At 65.8% G+C, this 17,937-nt stretch carries 12 protein-coding genes; 4 read left to right on the top strand and 8 right to left on the bottom strand.

From position 1 onward, the window contains the following. Positions 1-235: 235 nt before the first annotated feature. The 6 genes from M3T53_RS05455 to M3T53_RS05430 form a co-directional block, all read right to left on the bottom strand. The gene (locus M3T53_RS05455; RefSeq protein ID WP_272433468.1) at positions 236-1,408 is read right to left on the bottom strand and encodes an FRG domain-containing protein; all 1,173 of its coding nucleotides are present in this window, start codon (positions 1,406-1,408) and stop codon (positions 236-238) included. Further along, a complete protein-coding gene (locus M3T53_RS05450; protein WP_272433467.1) occupies positions 1,408-2,976 on the bottom strand; it encodes a site-specific DNA-methyltransferase in 1,569 nt (522 codons plus the stop codon). Before M3T53_RS05450 ends, M3T53_RS05455 begins: the two co-directional genes overlap by 1 nt. Before the next feature lie 274 nt (positions 2,977-3,250). Next, positions 3,251-3,940 carry a DUF4391 domain-containing protein gene (locus M3T53_RS05445; RefSeq protein ID WP_272433466.1) on the bottom strand — a complete coding sequence of 230 codons (690 nt, stop codon included), beginning with the start codon at positions 3,938-3,940 and terminating at the stop codon, positions 3,251-3,253. Beyond that, on the bottom strand, positions 3,937-7,179 hold the full coding sequence (locus M3T53_RS05440) for a helicase-related protein (protein WP_272433465.1): 3,243 nt from the start codon (positions 7,177-7,179) through the stop codon (positions 3,937-3,939). The genes M3T53_RS05445 and M3T53_RS05440 overlap by 4 nt, the downstream gene beginning before the upstream one ends. A gap of 192 nt (positions 7,180-7,371) precedes the next feature. Next, a complete protein-coding gene (gene ileS, locus M3T53_RS05435) occupies positions 7,372-10,653 on the bottom strand; it encodes an isoleucine--tRNA ligase (protein WP_272433464.1) in 3,282 nt (1,093 codons plus the stop codon). Between the two features lie 492 nt (positions 10,654-11,145). Next, positions 11,146-12,126: a CPBP family intramembrane glutamic endopeptidase gene (locus tag M3T53_RS05430; RefSeq protein WP_272433463.1), complete on the bottom strand. Its 981-nt coding sequence runs from the start codon at positions 12,124-12,126 to the stop codon at positions 11,146-11,148. A gap of 354 nt (positions 12,127-12,480) precedes the next feature. Here M3T53_RS05430 and M3T53_RS05425 point away from each other — a divergent pair, with 354 nt between their 5' ends. Genes M3T53_RS05425 through M3T53_RS05410 form a run of 4 tightly spaced genes read left to right on the top strand, consistent with a single transcriptional unit; the run spans position 12,481 to position 16,176 of the window. Further along, on the top strand, positions 12,481-13,410 hold the full coding sequence (locus M3T53_RS05425; protein ID WP_272433462.1) for an ABC transporter ATP-binding protein: 930 nt from the start codon (positions 12,481-12,483) through the stop codon (positions 13,408-13,410). Between the two features lie 14 nt (positions 13,411-13,424). Then, on the top strand, positions 13,425-14,258 hold the full coding sequence (locus tag M3T53_RS05420) for an ABC transporter permease (RefSeq protein WP_272433461.1): 834 nt from the start codon (positions 13,425-13,427) through the stop codon (positions 14,256-14,258). 38 nt (positions 14,259-14,296) lie between these two features. After that, positions 14,297-15,574 (top strand): sensor histidine kinase, encoded by a 1,278-nt coding sequence (locus M3T53_RS05415; protein ID WP_272433460.1) that lies wholly within the window; start codon positions 14,297-14,299, stop codon positions 15,572-15,574. Next, positions 15,571-16,176 (top strand): response regulator transcription factor, encoded by a 606-nt coding sequence (locus M3T53_RS05410; RefSeq protein ID WP_272433459.1) that lies wholly within the window; start codon positions 15,571-15,573, stop codon positions 16,174-16,176. Before M3T53_RS05415 ends, M3T53_RS05410 begins: the two co-directional genes overlap by 4 nt. Positions 16,177-16,260: 84 nt before the next feature. On the opposite strand, the gene nrdF is transcribed toward M3T53_RS05410, so the two are convergent. Both nrdF and nrdI read right to left on the bottom strand, forming a co-directional pair. After that, the gene (gene nrdF, locus M3T53_RS05405) at positions 16,261-17,280 is read right to left on the bottom strand and encodes a class 1b ribonucleoside-diphosphate reductase subunit beta (RefSeq protein WP_272433458.1); all 1,020 of its coding nucleotides are present in this window, start codon (positions 17,278-17,280) and stop codon (positions 16,261-16,263) included. A gap of 64 nt (positions 17,281-17,344) precedes the next feature. Further along, on the bottom strand, positions 17,345-17,890 hold the full coding sequence (gene nrdI, locus M3T53_RS05400; RefSeq protein WP_272433457.1) for a class Ib ribonucleoside-diphosphate reductase assembly flavoprotein NrdI: 546 nt from the start codon (positions 17,888-17,890) through the stop codon (positions 17,345-17,347). Positions 17,891-17,937: the final 47 nt, after the last annotated feature.

The raw sequence follows: 17,937 nt of genomic DNA, 5'->3' as shown, positions 1-17,937 counted from the left end.
AGGAGCTCGGCGGCGGAGAGTTGGATTTCCTCGTTCCGGAGGCCAGACGCAGTTTCATCCACGTCGAATGCCGACTGCACACCGCCGTCCGGGTCCATACTCGCCACACCAGGATCGATGCGGTAGTTGATCCCCTCAACTCGGGGCTGACCGACGAAGACATCGACGACCGAAGAGACCGCATCGCTCTGATACCTCTGATTCTTGAATTTCAGTTGCATTAGAATCCCCGCGCTCACATTCCCGAAGAAGATTCCGAAGAGCTTAAACGCAAACTCTTCTTACCTTCCAGCAAAAATTCCCCCATCGACTCTCTAAATTTCCGCTGAAATCGACTATATCTCCCACTCTCAAGTTGAACAACTGCAGCTTCCACAAATTCAGACAAGCCGTTCATTTGCAATTCAACATTGGGGAACAGGACCTCGCGCGACACCCCATCTTTACGCAGAAGCTCACAGAGAGAGGCCTTAAATCTCGAAGGGACCCTAAGGCTAATTGCAGAAGCCGACCAGACCTTCAAGGATTCTTCGCCATATCCAGGTGACACGCGAAGAAGATCTTTAACACCACTCGAAAACTCCCGAAAACGTAATGGTCCGGGAGGTAAGAAATTAATCGGCAAGGCGGAAACAAGTACTTCCGACTCTTCCTTTTGAACATTTCCGATAAGCCACCTCCTAAGGTTACTCCCAGAATCAATCTTTGGCAACCTCAAACCACCAACAAGAAAAGAGGCTCTTTGAGCGGCAATGCGACTATCAAAAGGAGTAAGGAGAACCGGCCAAGCCGAGTGATCCGATACATATTTATCAACCCAAGAGACATTATTTGAACGCATTGGATCAGCGTCATCAGACGAGATCCACGACTTACTCCGCTCACCTTTCCTCACATTGATCGTCAACAAAAACAGACGACCGTCAATATCAGGGCAATCCGACAGAAACTCACAGGAAAAATAGAGCGCCACTCGCCAATCAGATGTAACATCTAGAAGCCTCGTGGGGACACCATAGTGCTGCATCACGGCAAGTCTTTCAAAGGACTTAAACCCTCGAAGCCAACCATCTTTTTCACACTTTTCAAGCATCTCATTCTCAACACGTCGCATCACATTCTCAACTTCATCGACAGAGACATAAGAGCCAAATTTATCAACAATTCTACGATATAGGCTCGAAGTCAAAGCCCAATTCTCATCAGCCTGACCCCGATACAAAAGAAGCTTCTTTGCCGAGCCCAACGATCCCCCCAGCTGAGCATTGAGCGACGTATGACTCGTCAGCCCATCAAGCACCTTAGCAATCCGCCTATAGAAATCATCTGCAGTCAACGCATTAATCGAGTATTCTCGCTCCGTCAAATAAGATGAAGCATCAAAACCAAGCGGTCGATATCCGGTCATCAGATCACCTTGAGGTCGGTCACGGGCGAGAGCTCGCGGAACACCTGCTCGACGTTGATCCTCTCGGCGTCCGAGGCGAAGGCGTCATCCCGGAAGACGGCGCGCAGCGGCTGGCGCTCGGCGATCTCACGAACGAGGTCGAGGGCAACGGATTCTTCGAAGCACGCGGCCACGGCGTCGTCCGCGACGAAGAAGACCTCGCGGCCGGCGAGGTCGTCGCGCACGATCGGAAGGGAGAGTTCGAGGCCCCACTCGAGCATCACCTGGATGAGGAGGTCCAGGCTGGTGCGATCAGTCTCGATCCCCGAAGTGAGGGACAGAAGATCGGACTGCACGGTCTCATCCGCGCTCTTCTGCACGTCGAGACGATTCGAGGAATCGATTCTGAACGCGCGGAACCCGATGTCGAGCTCGTCCTCGCTCTTCCCAGACTCTTCGAGGATCTTCCGTCCCGCACGGCGAATACGCTCACGAGAGAGTTCTGCGATCGTCGAATATCCAGCCTTTGCCGCTTCTAACTTCGGATCAGTCTTCTCATCGAGTTGAACCATGACGAAGCGCCTCCTCGCACCATCTTCCGCATTTACAGACAAAAGCGCATGTCCCATCGTGGAAGAACCGCAAAAGAAATCAAAGACAATAGGGACACTTTCACCAAACGTAAACATTTTAATTATTTTCACCAAGAGTTCCAACGGCTTCGGAGTATCAAAAACACTACCTCCCATCAACAGAGAGAGACGTCGAGTCGCCGTCGAATTTAAACCACAATCATCCCACCATGACGAAACAGTCTTCCTCTTCGCGCAAGCCTGAGAGAGAAAGTACTTCTGTTGCAACCCATTCTTTGAACGAACAATCAAACCCTCTTCATACTTTTCTTGCATCGTACGTTCCGAATATCGCCAGAATCCTTTAACTCCAAGAAACTCATAATAAGGATTACCCTTCTTCGCTCCACCAGGACCATCCAGTGGCACAGCTTTCCAAGCCCCTCTCGAATCTCCATCGGGATTCGAAAATCCAGACAAGTCAGGATCAATCCCAATTGATGAACGCAGAGAATCCAGTTCAGTCACATCGCGAGCATAAATCAGAAGGTGCGAATGACTCTCCGAAATGATCTTGTCATTCGAAATCGAAGCACGCGCCTTGACTACCACTTGAGAAACAAGATTTCTTTCACCAAATATCTCATCAAGTAGGCTTCTAGCATTCGCCACCTCGACATCACTGATCGACATGACGAACACTCCATCACTTTTCAGGAGGTTCCTCGCCAGCTTCAGCCTGGGGTACATCATCGAGAGCCAGTCGGAGTGGAAGCGTCCGTTCGACTCGGTGTTGGCGACGAGGCGCGCGCCGGAGTCGTCGACCTGGCCTGAGCGCTCGAGGTACTCCTGGCGGGTCTCGGCGAAGTCGTCGTTGTAGATGAAGTCATGGCCCGTGTTGTAGGGCGGGTCGATGTAGATGAGCTTCACCTTGCCGAGGTAGGACTCCTGCAGAAGCTTCAGTGCTTCCAGGTTGTCGCCCTCGATGAAGATGTTCTTCGTCGTCTCGAAGTTCACCGATTCTTCGAGATCCGGTCGGAGGGTCTTCGCGATCGGGGTGTTCGCCGCGAGTGCGGCCTTGCGCTTGCCCGGCCACTCCAGCCGGTAGCGCTCCTGCGGGCCCTCGACGATGTGGTCGGAGAGCTCCTGCCTTAGCAGGTCGAAGTCAATTCCTCTTCGAGGCTCCCCCCCCCCCCGCTCGACATCTCAGTGACTACCGAGGGGAACAGCTCGGCGATCTTGTCGATATTCGCCTCGATCAGATCCGGCGACGTCATCCTCATCTTGTCCATCAGTGTGCTCCGATTCTTCCGTTCGTGAGAGCATCGAGCTCGGCAGCGAGGGCCTTGCGGCGCTCGTTGAGCTCAACCCTGCGATTGAACTGCTTCTCCGCGCGGATCCTCCGATCCGCGCGATCGATCTCGGCTCGTAGGCGCCGGATCCGCTCGATCCGGGAGCCGTACTGGGCGATAGTCTCCCCCGCCCGAGCCTCCTGGCCGCCCAGGACGGCGGCGATTCGCACATACAGGGCTTCCAGATCGAGAGCCACCGGCAGACCCGTACGAGGCGAAGCCGTCGGCACCCACGATGTCCCGAGGATCGGACGCTGCTTCGCCTTCGCACCGGCGGCGCCGTAAAGGACCACGAGCTGGCGCGATTCCTCCAGACCTCCGAGGATCCGCCGCAACTCGAAGACGACAGGATGGGGAATCGCGCGATCGATCGCCTCGAGGACACCATCGGAGACCTCCTCGCCCTTGAGGACGACCTCGAGCACCTCGATCTCGCAGACCTTCGTCGTGCCCGGGAGGTTCACCGAGTCCTCGCTCAAACGACGACTCCAGGTGAGGCTCTCGACCTCTCCGACGAGCTTCTCGCGCAGGCGCCGGGCTTGAACAGACTCCGTGTACACCCGCTCCTTCGGGATCCTCCTGCCCAGAGACTCCCCCGGCCACGCGAACAACACCGAATCTGCGGTCATGCCCGATCCTCCGGATCAATGACGGCGACGAACGCCGTCAATTCGAAGTCGTCGAGTCCCGTGATCTCGGACGCCGCCCTCGTCGGTCCCGGCGAGAAGAGGGAATCCAAGCACTGCTCCTCGTCGACCTCGATCATCGAACGGATCGCCTCCGAGAGCAGCGACGAATAGCGACGCATGTCGAGACCATCTTTCGTCTCCACGTTGAACAGCCTCACGACCTCACCGACCGGTTCCGAATACGGTCGGCAGCCGGCGCGCAGCAGATCCAGCAGGCGCTTCGCCTCCGAATGATCCGCGACGACCTCCCCGTCCTCGTCGAGGTAGACCAGGTAATGCGGATGCAGCCGGTTGCCGTGATTGAGCCGGTCCCCCGCCTTGATGTTCCGCAGCGCGAAGATCACGCCGGGAACCAGGCCCTTCTCCCGGTCCGCGGGCACGACCGCATGCAGGCCCTTCGGCGAGTGCGCCGAATCCCCGTAACGATCGACGTAGCCGAGCAAGTCCATCCGGAAGTCGTTGAGCCCGAGGTCCGTGATCGACACGCCCGTGCGCACGTCCTCGAGTTCGATGACCTCGTCCTGGAGTCTGCGCAGCTGCTCCCTGCGGAACTGCGCATCGGCGTTCTCCGACGTGAGGACGTTGTCGTCTGCCGTGCCCGCGATGTCGGCGATGACCATGCGGTTCTCGACGCGCTCCTTGAGGTTGATGTACTCGTCGAGGGAGATGTCCGGCCAGAAGTTCACCATTTGGATCGTCGAATTGCGCGAACCGATGCGATCGATGCGACCGAAGCGCTGGATGATCCGCACCGGGTTCCAGTGGATGTCGTAATTCACCAGGTAATCGCAGTCCTGGAGGTTCTGGCCCTCGGAGATGACGTCCGTGCCGAAGAGGACGTCGATCTCGCGTGGATCGTTCGGGAGGACCGCGTCCTTATGCTTCGACATCGGGGAGAAGAGGGTCATCGCCGTCTGAAAATCGATACCCGTACCGAGTGTCGTCCTCGCACCCGCACCCCCTCCGGTGATGAGGCCCGTTTCGAGACCCGCCTCTTTCAGGGCGGGCGCGAGATTCGCGTACAGATACGCCGCGGTGTCGGCGAAGGCCGAGAAGACGATGACCTTCCGATTCCCCGGATTGATCGGGTTCTCCTGCTTCTCGCGGATGAGCGACCGAAGCCGTTGCAGCTTGAGATCGTGTTCGGGCGTGATCCCCTCGATCTGGGCGATGAGCGCGCGCAGGCTCTCCCGATCGGCCCGAAGATCCCTCCTCCACGACTCGTCGTCGATGTCGCGGAAATCGATCTGCACCGAGTCGTTGACGGCGAGCATCATCTCGACTGTTTCCGCATCCTCCGCATCGAAATCGATGCCGCCGAATGTCGCGTTCGCCGCGCCCGTCCCCCGAGCCGCGGCGAATTCATCGAGCTGCCGAAGACGCAGGTCGACGAGATCCGCCACGCGAGTGAGAGTGAGGCGGAAGGCGGCGACCGAGGACTCGAGGCGCTTGAGGAGGTTCACGGTCATGAGGGTCTTCAATCCCTGCTCGCGGCCACCTTGTCCGATGTTCGACCGTCCATTGCCGGCCGTCACGGCGGACATCTCCTCGTACATCGCCCGCCTGCTCGGATGGACGTAGGCGAGCGGCGTGTAGACGGCCATCGTCAAGTGGATGAGGGCCTCGTAGATCTCGTCGAAGGTCGGAGCACCCTCGAGATCCGTCAGGGGCTCGCGAATCGCCAACGGCTTCAAGCGCGTCGGGAAAGGGCCGATCTCGGTCGTGTCGTAGAAGGTCTGGATGTGGCGGCGCGAGCGGGCGATCGTCACCGCGTCGAGCAGGGTGAAGAAGTCGAAATCGAGCATCTCGAGGATCCGGTCGGTCGTGCGCTCGGCCGGAGCCAGTTTCGACCACTCGTTGAACACCGCCTGGGCTTGGGAGAAGACCTTGTCAACGGACGTCGACAGCGTCAGCGCCTTCGACAAGTTCTCAGAATCGCCCTCGTAGGCGAGCTGGAGTTGATTCTTCAGATCGTTGAACCGGTTGTTCACCGGGGTCGCCGAGAGCATGAGGACCTTCGTCTTCACGCCCTCGCGGATCACTTCGCGCATGAGGCGCTGATAGCGGGACTCCTTCTCCTCCGCGTAGTCGGCGTTGCGGAAGTTGTGCGACTCGTCGATGACGACGAGGTCGTAGTTCCCCCAATTCACCAGATCCAGGCGGATCCCCAGGGATTCGCCCTTCGTGCGCGACAGGTCCGTGTGGCACAGGACGTCGTAGGTGAAGCGGTCCTCGACGAGGAAATTCGTCCTGAGGTTCGAGTTGTACGCGGTCCAGTTCTCCGCGAGCTTCTTCGGGCACAGGACCAGGACCGACTTGTTGCGCAGCTCGTAGTACTTGATGACGGCGAGGGCCGTGAAGGTCTTCCCCAAGCCGACCGAGTCGGCGAGGATGCACCCGTTGTAGGTCTCGAGCTTGTTGATGATGCCCGTCGCCGCATCGCGCTGGAAGTTGTAGAGCGTGTTCCAGATCTTCGTCTCTTTGAAGCCGGTCCGATCATTCGGCAGGACGTCCTCGGAGATGTCCTCGAGGAAATCCGTGAAGATCGAGGAGAGGATGAGGAAGTAGACGCGCTCCGGGGAGTTCTCCCGGTAGACGGTCTCGATGTATTCGCAGACCCGTTCCGTCACGTCCGCGACCTTCTCCGGCGACGCCCAGATCTGATCGAAGAGGTCGATGTACCGGCGGGACACCGCCCCTTCATCCGTCTGATGGACGAAGTTCGAGACGGCGTTCGTGCGCTCGTACCCGAGGTCGGCCGAGGTGAAGCCCGACAGGCCGGTGAAGGTCGTGCGCTCGTCGACGAGGGCGACCGGCTGCATGTGCTGGCCGCTCGTATTCGCCTTGAAGCGGGCTTTGCGGCGGACCCACGCCGCGCATTCGCGCGCGATCGCCCTCTGGGTGAGCTTGTTGCGCAGCCGGACCTCGAACTCAGAACCCGCGATCGACGACTCGGCGAGACCGGGGATGAAGAAGGTCCTCTTCTCCTTATGGATCCGATCAGTCGCCTCTTCGGGAGCGAAGGCCGGGTCGGTGAAGATGAATTCGAGGTCGTCGATCTTCTCCAGCTCGTCGCGCAGCGCCTCGAATGCGTAGATCGAGAAGGTCGCCGCCATGATGCGCAGTTTCGACCCGCCATCGAGTTCGGCCTTCAGCACATCGCCGAAACGCGTATTCACGTTGTCGATCAGTCCCACGCCACTCCTCACGCCGTCGGGAATCGCACCGCACAGGAGTGTAGTCGAGGCCATAGGCGACTGCTCTCGGACGAAGGGTCCCCGACATGGGAGAAGGCCGCAAAAGCAGAGCGCCGGCGCCCCGCGCGGGGCGCCGGCGCTCCACCGGCTTCGCGGCCCTACCGGCCGCGCCGCTCAGTGCTTGGCGACCTCCACGACCAGTTTCTCGCCCGTCTCGACCGACAGCGCCAGAGCCAGGGTCTCGCGGCAGATCATCTCCCGGTGCGCCTCGACGGCCGCGACCCGATCCGCCGGCACCGTCAGCGCCAGGTCGATCCGGTCGGCGATGTGCAGGCCCGCGCTCTTGCGCTCGTCCTGGACGGCGCGCACCACGTCGCGCGCATACCCCTCGGCCTCCAACTCGGCGGTCACCTCGGTGTCGAGGACCACGAACGTGCCCGACGCGAGGACATCGGCGACCTGCCCCTCCTGCGCGTCGACCGACGTCGACACGGAGAACTGCTCGCCCGACAGGACCACGGGCCCGCCCTCGGCCTCGACCCCCGGGAACGTGCAGGACGCCCCGTCCTCCGACACCAGCCACTCCCCCGCTTTCTGAGCCTGGAACAGCTGCGAGGTGAGTGTGCGGATCTCAGGCGAGAACGCCCGCGGGTTGAGCGACACCTCCGTCGTCACCGACAGGCCAGACTCCGCCGGCGTCGTCAGGCGCACCTCCTTGACGTTGACCTCGGAGGCGATGAGCCCGGCGAAGGAGCGCAGCGCCGCGCACTGCTCGGAGACCACCGACATCGACGCCAACGGCTGGCGCACGCGCACCCGATTCGCCTTGCGCAGCGCGTGAGCCGTCGACACGACCTCGCGGACCTCGTCCATCGCGGCGACGAGCGCGTCGTCGGCCACCGCCTCGGGCACGACCGGGTAGTCGACGAGGTGCACGGACTCCCCGCCCGTCAGCCCCCGCCAGATCTCCTCGGTCAGCAGCGGCAGCAGGGGCGCCGCCAGCTCCATGAGCCGCACGAGCGCCGTGTACAGCGTGTTGAACGCCGCCGCGTCCTCGTCCCAGAAGCGCTGGCGCTGAGTGCGCACGTACCAGTTCGTCAACACGTCCAGGTGGTCGCGCACCAGCTCGCACGCCTGAGCGATGTCGTAGCAGTCCAAGGACGCGCGCATCCGCTCGGCGAGGCGACGCGTGTGGGCCAGCAGGTAGCGGTCCATCTGGTCCAGGCCGGCGACGACCCCGGGATCGGCCAGGTCGAGCTCGACGGCCTCGAATCCCGCGCCCGCGTTCGCCGCCCCCGCGTACAGGGTGAAGAAGTAGTAGGTGTTCCACAGCGGCAGGAGGACCTGGCGGACCGTGTCGCGGATGCCCGCGTCCGTCACCATGAGGTTGCCGCCGCGCACGACCGGGCTCGACATGAGGAACCACCGCATCGCATCCGACCCGTAGGAGTCGAACACCCCGGTGACATCCGGGTAGTTGCGCAGCGACTTGCTCATCTTGCGCCCGTCGTCGCCCAGGACGATGCCGTGCGAGACGACGTTCGTGAAGGCCGGGCGGTCGAAGAGGGCGGTCGCCAGGACGTGCAGGGTGTAGAACCATCCGCGGGTCTGCCCGATGTACTCGACGATGAAGTCGCCCGGGTAGTGGGACTCGAACCACTCCTGGTTCTCGAACGGGTAGTGCACCTGCGCGTAGGGCATCGACCCGGACTCGAACCAGCAGTCGAGGACGTCGGGGATGCGGCGCATCATCGACTTTCCGGTCGGGTCGTCCGGGTTGGGGCGCACGAGGGAGTCGATGAAGGGCCGGTGCAGGTCGGTGACCTCGACGCCGAAGTCGCGCTCCAGCTCGGCGAAGGACCCGTAGACGTCCTCGCGCGGGTAGGCGGGGTCGTCGGAGCGCCACACGGGGATGGGCGCGCCCCAGAAGCGGTTGCGCGAGATCGACCAGTCGCGCGCGCCCGCCAGCCAGTTGCCGAAGATCCCGTCCTTGGTGTGCTCGGGGACCCAGGTGATCTCCTGGTTGAGCTCGACCATGCGGTCGCGGATCGCGCTGACGCGCACGAACCAGCTGGACACGGCCTTGTAGATCAGGGGCTTGCGGCAGCGCCAGCAGTGGGGGTACGAGTGGACGTACGACTTCTGGGAGACGAGGACGGCGCGGCGCTCGGCGGCGACGCGCGCCAGCGGGCCGGTGGAGTCGCGCAGGTCGACGGTGATCGCCTTGCTGGCGTCGAAGACCTGGAGGCCCTGGTAGTCGGGGACCTCGGAGGTGAAGCAGCCGCCCTCGTCGACGGGGATGACGGGGAGGATGCCGCGCTCCTGGCAGACGAACATGTCGTCCTCGCCGAATGCGGGGGCGATGTGGACCAGGCCGGTGCCGTCCTCGGTGGACACGTAGTCGCCGGGGATGATCGTCCAGCCGTCGGGGCCGGGAGCGGCCCCTTCGGCGCGGCGCTCGGGCGTGTCGTAGTAGTCGAAGATCGGGTGGTAGCGCCGCCCGGCCAGCTCCGTCCCGGTCAGGCGGGCGACGACCTGCGGGTTCTCGCCGATCTCCTTGGCGTAGGCGCCCAGGCGCGCCTCGGCGAGGACGACGTCCTGGCCGGAGACGGGCGAGTCGAGGTCGGCGGCGACGCGCACGACGACGTAGTCGATGGCCGGGCCGGCGGCGACGGCGAGGTTCGACGGCAGGGTCCACGGGGTCGTCGTCCAGATGAGGACGAGCTCGCCGGTCTCGGAGCCTTCGACGATGGGCTCGGTCAGGCGCATGCCGACGGTGACGGTGTTGTCCTGGCGGTCCTGGTAGACGTCGTCGTCCATCTTGAGCTCGTGGTTGCTCAGCGGCGTGCGGTCGTGCCAGCAGTAGGGCAGGACGCGGTGGCCCTGGTAGGCCAGGCCCTTGTCGTAGAGGGTCTTGAACGCCCAGATCACCGACTCCATGTAGTCGGGGTTGAGGGTCTTGTAGTCGTTGGAGAAGTCGACCCACCGGGCCTGGCGGGTGACGTAGTCCTCCCACTCGTCGGTGTAGCGCAGCACGGAGGTGCGGCACGCCTCGTTGAACTTCTCGATGCCGATGCCGCCGTCGCGGGTGATCTCGGTGACGTCGTCGATGCCGAGGACCCGCTGGGCCTCGAGTTCGGCGGGCAGGCCGTGGGTGTCCCATCCGAAGCGGCGCTCGACGCGGTGGCCGAGCATCGTCTGGTAGCGGCCGACGATGTCCTTGACGTAGCCGGTGAGGAGGTGCCCGTAGTGGGGCAGGCCGTTGGCGAAGGGGGGCCCGTCGTAGAAGACGAACTCGTTGGAGCCGTTCGCGCCGGCGTCGCGGGAGGCGATGGACCTGCGGAAGGTGTCGTCGGCGGCCCAGAAGGCCAGGGTCTCGCCCTCCATCTGCGGGAAGGACGGGCTCGCGTCCACCTCGGTGTCGCGGTGGCGGGGGTAGAAGCCGTGCTTCGTCATGGTGTCCTCGTCTGGTCGTCGTACAGGGACGAGGACCGGCGACGCCGGGACCCGCGGTACCACCCCGCTTGCCCGTTCCCCGTCGGTCGACGAGGGCGGGGCCGCTTCGTTGTCGGCTGTGTCGGGCCGGCCCGTCCGGTTCTAGTAAGGCCCCGTGGAGGCGGCCCGTTCTTCCGGATGACTCCCCGGTGATGCCCCCGTCGCGCGTGCGCGGGGCCGGATCGCTGTCGCGCCTCACTCTAGCCGACTGCGGGGCCGGCGTCCGCATCGGGCGGCGTGCCCTTGGCCTCAGCGGGGATGCCCGATTCCGGGAAGACGGCCGACCCTGTGCTTCAGCACCGGTGCGGCGTAGCGGCAGCGGGATCGCGACGGCGCCGCCCTGCTCGGAGCGGGTTCACCGATCGCCCACGCCCCCTTGATCGCCACCGCGGCGTCGATGTCTTCCGCGGGATTCGCGTCCTGGGTACCGCTGGCAGCGGGAGGACGAGAACGTCACCGCGCGCACGCCCCCTCGGTCGGATCGATGGGACCGCACGGGCCGATGGCCTCATGGCGGAACGCCCCGACTGGGATGATGAGGCGACGCCGATGCGCGACCCTCATCAACGCGACCGCGACGACGAGGCAGACGACGACCGCCGTCACCGACCCCTCGAAGCCCGTCTGGCCCCCCGTCACCCACCACGGCCCGTCAATGGTCGCGGCGAACAGGCCCGTGTTCTCCTGTCCCGTTCCCGACACGTCGGAGGAGAACACTCCCCCTTGGACGAAGTTCCACGCCGCGTGGACGCCGATGACCATCCACAGGCGGCGCGTCACGACGTAGCAGGCGCCGAGCAGGAGGCCCGCCTCGAGCATGATCGCCAGGCCTGCCCATACCCCGGCTTCGGGATTGGCGAGGTGCGCGGCGCCGAAGAGAAGGGAGGTCAGGGCAAGGGCCCACCACGTCCCGAGCCGGTGCTCGATCAGGCGCAGCAGTCCCGCCCTGAACAACATCTCCTCGGTGATGCCTGCGAGGACCGACTGGGCGGCGGCCTGCACGACGAGGGCGTGCCCGTTGATCCCGTCGATCCGGTAGGCGCCCATCATCCAGGCGACCGCGACGACGGCGGTCATGAGGACGGCCCCGAGGACGAGGCCGACAGCGAGCTCCCCCGCCCAGCCGTCCTTCTCGAAGTCGGTCGTCGGCCGTGCGCCGATCAGCCGGACGGCCACGACGAACACCCCGATGACGAGGGCGAGCGAGACCGCGGCTCGCACCACGGTCGTGACGCTCGGACCGAACCCGCCGACGAGCGCCGGAACGAGGTGACCCGTAGCGATCTGCACGGCGACCATGCCGAAGAACAGGACGATCCCCTGAAGGATCGGCATGCGCCCCGTCGAGGGCAGGGCCGCGAGCGCCTTCGCTCCCGGAACGGGGATGAGCGGGGCGCCGGCGTCGGCGCGGGCGGGCGGTTTCCATGAAGTCATGCCCCTCATTATGACGACCGCGATGCCGCTCCTGTCGTGGGTGGCAGCGCTCCGGGAGGATTCACGGCTCGAGCGGTCGAAGCGGGAGAGCGATGACGCCGTTCCACGTGCTCCCCTCCCGCTCCATTCCGGTGACACCGACGATGAGGACGGGAGGGCGCCGCGCCTCAATGCCCGTCCCTATCCGGCGCAGCACGCGTCTGCATCCGAGGATTCGCAGACCCGTGAACGAGTTCGCCTGACATATGTCATGGGCGGGTCGTGCACTCTCCACGGGAAATCCTCACTCGGCTCACTACCGGCGCTGCCGGGACGACGGGAGGATAGGGTCACCGACGATGGAAAGGGAAAGACATGAGCGTTATCGAGGCACGGGACGTGGTCCGCGTCTACGGCAGGGGGCCGGGCGCGTTCACCGCCGTCGACCGGGTGAGCCTGCGGATCGACGCGGGCGAGCTCGTCGCGATCCTCGGCGTCAACGGGGCGGGCAAGACCTCCCTCGTCGAAGTCCTCGAGGGACTCGCCCCGGCCGACTCCGGGACGGTCCGCGTCCTCGGACTCGACCCCGTGCGCGACCGCGGCGACGTCCGATCCCGTACGGGGATCATGCTCCAGGAGGCCGGATTCGCCGCCGACCTGACCGTCGCCGAGACCCTGCGCATGTGGGCGGGGACGCTCGACGCCCCGCGGCCCCTCGACGAGGCCCTGGCACTCACCGGGCTCGCCCACCGCTCGGGCGTGCGCGTCGGCTCCCTGTCCGGCGGCGAGCAGCGCCGCCTCGACCTCGCGATGGCCATCCTCGGTCGGCCCGAGGTCCTCTTCCTCGACGAGCCAACCACCGGCCTCGACCCGGCCTCGCGCCGACGCACATGGGATCTCGTCTCCTCGATGCTCGCCGAGGGCGCCACCGTCGTCCTGACGACCCACTACATGGACGAGGCCGAGCAGCTCGCCGACCGGATCCTCATCATGGAGAGCGGGAGGATCGTCTCCGAGGGGAGCCCCCGCGACCTCGCCTCGTCGCGCTCCTCGACCGTGTCCTTCGCCGACGCCCCGGCCCTCGTCGACCGCGATCTCGCGTCCCTGCCCGGAGTCGTCGCCGCCCCGGTGCACGAACGGGGGCGCACCCTCGTGTCGAGCTCCGACCTGGCCGATACGGTCCCCGCGCTCGTCGCCTACGCCGCCGCCCGCGGGGCGCGGCTCGAGCAGTTCGACGCCCGCTCGGCCTCTCTCGAGGACGCCTTCCTCTCACTGACCGCCGACCCGCACGCCCCGCGCCCCTAACCGACAGGACCACCATGATCACCGCATCCGCCCCCTCGCCGGCCCCGCGCCTCCGCCGGCGCTCCTCGCTCCAGCGCCTCGGCGCGATCACCCGCGCCGAGGTCCTCCTCTACCTGCGCAAGCCCCTGATCCTCCTGCCCGCCCTGCTCCTGGGCCCCGTGATGGTCCTCCTCCTCGGACCCCAGCTGGGCTCCCGGCTCGAAGGCACGGCGTTCTCCGCCTATCTCGTTCAGTCGCTCGCCTCGTGGGCGCTGCTCCTCGTCGTCTACTACAACACGACGATGATCGCCGTGACCCGGCGCAACGAGGGCGTCTACCAGCGCATGGCGACCGGGCAGGCGACGCCCTGGGAGGCGTTCGTCGCCGCGTGCGCGCCCTCGGCGGTCATCGTCGTCGTCCAGGTCCTCCTGGGAACGGTCGCGTCGGCCCTCGTCCTCTTCCCGTTCCCCTGGCCGAATCCGCTCCTCGCCCTCGCGGGGATCGTCGGCGGCGTCGTGTTCATGGCGGCGGCGGCCGCGTGGACCTCCTCGTGGACGAGCGATGTCGCCGCCGCCCAGTTCACGACCATTCCCCTGCTCATCGTGCTCTTCCTCGCCTCCGGGACGGTGGTCCCCGCGGGTCTGCTGCCCCACGGCGTCGCGGTCGCCTTCTCGATGAGCCCCCTCCACGCGGTCAACGACCTCATCGGCATCGGATTGACGGGGATCGGCCTGACCGGCGGCGACGCCGTCCCGGGGTTCCTCGGCACCTGTGGCGCCGCCGTCCGCCCCCTCGTGGTCCTCTGCGCCTGGACGGTGCTCGCGATCCTCCTGGCCAGGGCCACCATGCGCTTCGGACGGCGCCGGTGAGCCCCATCGGGACGACTCGAACGGGCGAGGACGCGACCATGGGCGCCATGACGCGCGGCGCCGGATCGGGCGCGAGCGGTTCGCCGTCGCCCGCCCCGCTCACCGCGAGCATGCGCAAACTGCGCAACACGACCGAGTGGGCGGCTCTCGCCCTCCTCGCGTCGGCGCCGTTCTTCGTCGCCGGGCACATCGCCCGCCAGGAGGAGATCAACGGGTGGACGCTCCTGTTCCTCGTCATCAACTTCCTCCTCGCCACGGCCTGCGCGCTGACGATCCACGACGTCACCGGCCGCCTCGTTGACGGATCCCAGCCGCGCCGGTGGCCGCCGCGCTCCTCGGCGGCCCTGGCCGGGGCGTCCATCGTCCCGGGGGTCCTCGGGTTCGCGCCCGGCCCGGGCCCGATCTCCCCCCTCCACACGGCGCTCCTGATCTCGGCGCTGCTCCTCCTCATGACGCTCGCCCCGATCTTCTCGAACCGGGTGAACGCCGTGATGGGGGTCGGCGGGGCCGTCGTCATCACGGCCTCGATCCTCATCGCCCGCCTCCTCGACCCGGCGCAGGTCGCGGATGTGACGTCCGGAGTCCTGCCGGCCTTCGCGATCGACCTCTTCGTCCTCGTCGTCACCCCCGCGACGATGAAGACCTCGTTCACCGTCATCGGGGAGGTCGAGTCCCAGCAGCGCCTCGACCGCATGAGGGCCGACCTGGCGGTCGCCGACGAGCGCCTGCGCATCGCCCGGGACCTGCACGACATCTTCGGCCGGACGCTGACGGCCGTGGCCCTGAAGTCGGACCTCGCCGCGGAACTCGCCGACGCGGAGGGGGCGGCGCGCGCCGCCGCCGAATCCCGCGCGGTCTACGAGCTCGCCGGGAGCGCCCTCACGGAGGTGCGCGCCGCCATCGCCGGGTATCGCGAGCCCGACCTGGCCGCCGAGGTGGCGGGCGCGGCGGCGCTCCTGTCCTCGGCCGGCGCCAAGGTTCGCGTCGTCGGGGACCCCGTTCGGGTGCGCGCCCGGGCGGGCGCCCTGCTCGCCCTCGTCGTCCGCGAGGGGGCGACGAACATCGTCCGCCACTGCGCGGCGAGCACCGCCCTCATCCGCTTGCGCACCGGGCCCGACGGCGACGGGGTGGAGCTGACGAACGACGCCGCCCGCGACGCCTCGTCCTCGTCCGACGGATCGGGGCTGGTCGGATTGCGCGGACGGATCGAGGAGGCCGGCGGCACTCTGGAGTGGCGGATGAACGGGGACTCCTTCAGCCTGGAGGCGTTCGTGCCCGAGTCGCCCACCGCCGTGAGGAAGAGAGGCCCCCGATGATCCGCGTCATCGTCGCCGACGACGAGACCCTGCTGCGAGACGCCCTCGAGTCCCTCCTGTCCCTGCAGGACGACCTCGAGGTCGTCGGCGTCGCCGCGTCCGGCCCTGAGGCGATCGCCCTCATCGAGCGCACCCGCCCGGATGTCGCCGTCCTCGACATGCAGATGCCCGCGGCCGACGGCATCGAGGTGACGCGCGCCGTCGCCGAGACGGCCCCCGAGACGAAGTGCCTGATCGTCACCAGCCATGCCCGCCCCGGCTATTTGAAGAAGGCGCTGGGGTCGGGGGCCCGGGGCTTCGTCCCCAAGACGACGTCGGGCAAGGAGCTCGCCAACGTCATCCGTCGGATCGAGTCCGGTCAGCGCTACGTCGACCCCGCGTTGTCGGCCGAGGCGATCGCCGCCGGCGACTCCCCGCTGACCCCGCGAGAGTCCGACGTCCTCGAACTGGCGGCCGACGGGGCCCCCGTCGAGGAGATCGCCGAGCGGGTCTGCTTGAGCCCGGGGACCGTGCGCAACTACCTGTCGAGCGCGATGGCCAAGCTCGGCGCCCCCAACCGCCACGCGGCCGCCGAAGCCGCCCGGGCCAAAGGCTGGATCTGACGCGCAGACCCGCGCCGGCCCGGGCCCGCGCGGGTCTGCGGGTCCGGACCGGGTGGCCGCATCGGGACGCGGGGCTCTGCGGGGTCAGAAATCCCAATCGTCGTCGCGGGTCTCCTCCGCCTTGCCGATGACGTAGGAGGAGCCGGATCCGGAGAAGAAGTCGTGGTTCTCGTCGGCTCCGGGGGCCAGGGCCGCGAGGATCTCGGGGCTGACCTCGGTGGTCTCGGGCGCGAAGTAGGCGGGGTAGCCGAGGTTCATCAGCGCCTTGTTCGCGTTGTAGCGGACGAACACGGCGACGTCGTCCATGAGGCCGAAGGGCTCGTAGAGCTCCCCGGAGTACTCCAGTTCCAGGGCGTACAGGTCGGCGAGCAGGGAGTGGACGAACTCGTCCATCTCGCGCTGCTCGGCGGCCGAGTGGGTTTCGAGGCCCCGCTGGTACTTGTATCCGGAGTAGTAGCCGTGGACGGCCTTGTCGCGCAGGATGAGGCGGATCATGTCGGCGGTGTTCATCAAGGTGGCGCGCACGGAGAAGTGGAGGGGCAGGTAGAAGCCGGCGTACAGGAGCAGGGAGGACAGCAATGTCGACGAGGCCTTGCGCTTGAGGGGGTTGTCCCCGTAGTAGTGGGCGAGGACGGTGGCGGCCCGGCGTTGGAGGAGGTCGTTGTCGACCGCCCACCGGTAGGCGTCGTCGATCTGCTCGGTGCTCGACAGGGTGGAGAAGATCGAGGAGTAGGAGCGGGCGTGGACGGACTGCATGAACGCGATGTTCGTGTAGACGGCCTCCTCGTGCTCGGTCCTGGCGTCTTGGATCTGGGAGATCTCGCCGACGGTGGCCTGGACGGTGTCGAGCATCGTCAGCCCCGTGAAGACGCGCATCGTCAGGGTCCGCTCCTGGTCGGTCATCGCCTGCCAGGAGGGCAGGTCGTTGGACAGGGGGACCTTCTCGGGGAGCCAGAAGTTGGCGGTCAGCCTGTTCCACACTTCGAGGTCCTTGTCGTCGTCGATGCGGTTCCAGTTGATCGGTCGGAGCCGGACGGTCGGGTCGAGGCGGTAGTGGGGCGGGGTCGCGGAGATGGCGGTCAGGGGCTGGGGGGTCGTGCTCATTGGTCCTCCTGGGGTGGTGGTTCTGGCAGTTTCGCGCGCGGCGGCGCGGCGGTGGTTCGCGCCGTCACGTGGCGGTGGACGCCTCCCGGTCGGGGGCGGGTCTGCGGGGGCCCGGCGGGTCTTCCGTCGGGGGCTCGTCGGCGCCGATCCCGTTCCAGAAGGCGTCGAGGCCCTCGCGGACGAGGTCGATGTCGCGCTGGGTCCCCAGGAGTTCGAATCGGTAGAGCTCGGGGACGCGGCATTTGGCGGCGATGGTGGGTCCGGCGATGCAGTAGTGCTCGCCGAAGTTCGTGTTGCCGGAGGTGATGACGCCGCGCAGGAGGCGCCGGTTGGCGGGGTCGTTGAGGAAGAGGGCGACTTGTCGGGGCACCGCGCCGCGGGGGTCCCCTCCCCCGTAGGAGGGGACGAGGAGCACGTAGGGGCGGGCGACCCGGATGGTGCCGTCGATCCGGGGGCGCAGGGGGATCCGCACGGCGGGCCGGTTGAGCCGTTGGACGAATCGGTGGGTGTTCTCCGAGGCGCTGGAGAAGTAGACGAGGTCGGGGGATTCGTCGGGGCTGAGGTGCTTGATCGCGATGTCGGCGCGGGGGCGCCCGGGGGGTTGGGGCATGGAGCGTTCTCCTCTCACAATCACAACCATCACTAGATGTTCGATTA

This window comes from Actinomyces sp. B33 (genome assembly GCF_028437565.1).
Lineage (GTDB): Bacteria > Actinomycetota > Actinomycetes > Actinomycetales > Actinomycetaceae > Pauljensenia.
The sequence above is the reverse complement of the archived record's forward strand: the minus strand, read 5'-3'. Positions and strand labels throughout refer to the sequence as shown.

Coding starts and splice junctions, on each gene's coding strand:
- M3T53_RS05455 (WP_272433468.1), bottom strand. CDS start 1,408: ATGACCGGATATCGACCGCTTGGTTTTGATGCTTCATCTTATTTGACG.
- M3T53_RS05445 (WP_272433466.1), bottom strand. CDS start 3,940: ATGACCGCAGATTCGGTGTTGTTCGCGTGGCCGGGGGAGTCTCTGGGC.
- ileS (WP_272433464.1), bottom strand. CDS start 10,653: ATGACGAAGCACGGCTTCTACCCCCGCCACCGCGACACCGAGGTGGAC.
- M3T53_RS05430 (WP_272433463.1), bottom strand. CDS start 12,126: ATGACTTCATGGAAACCGCCCGCCCGCGCCGACGCCGGCGCCCCGCTC.
- M3T53_RS05425 (WP_272433462.1), top strand. CDS start 12,481: ATGAGCGTTATCGAGGCACGGGACGTGGTCCGCGTCTACGGCAGGGGG.
- M3T53_RS05420 (WP_272433461.1), top strand. CDS start 13,425: ATGATCACCGCATCCGCCCCCTCGCCGGCCCCGCGCCTCCGCCGGCGC.
- M3T53_RS05415 (WP_272433460.1), top strand. CDS start 14,297: ATGGGCGCCATGACGCGCGGCGCCGGATCGGGCGCGAGCGGTTCGCCG.
- M3T53_RS05410 (WP_272433459.1), top strand. CDS start 15,571: ATGATCCGCGTCATCGTCGCCGACGACGAGACCCTGCTGCGAGACGCC.
- nrdF (WP_272433458.1), bottom strand. CDS start 17,280: ATGAGCACGACCCCCCAGCCCCTGACCGCCATCTCCGCGACCCCGCCC.
- nrdI (WP_272433457.1), bottom strand. CDS start 17,890: ATGCCCCAACCCCCCGGGCGCCCCCGCGCCGACATCGCGATCAAGCAC.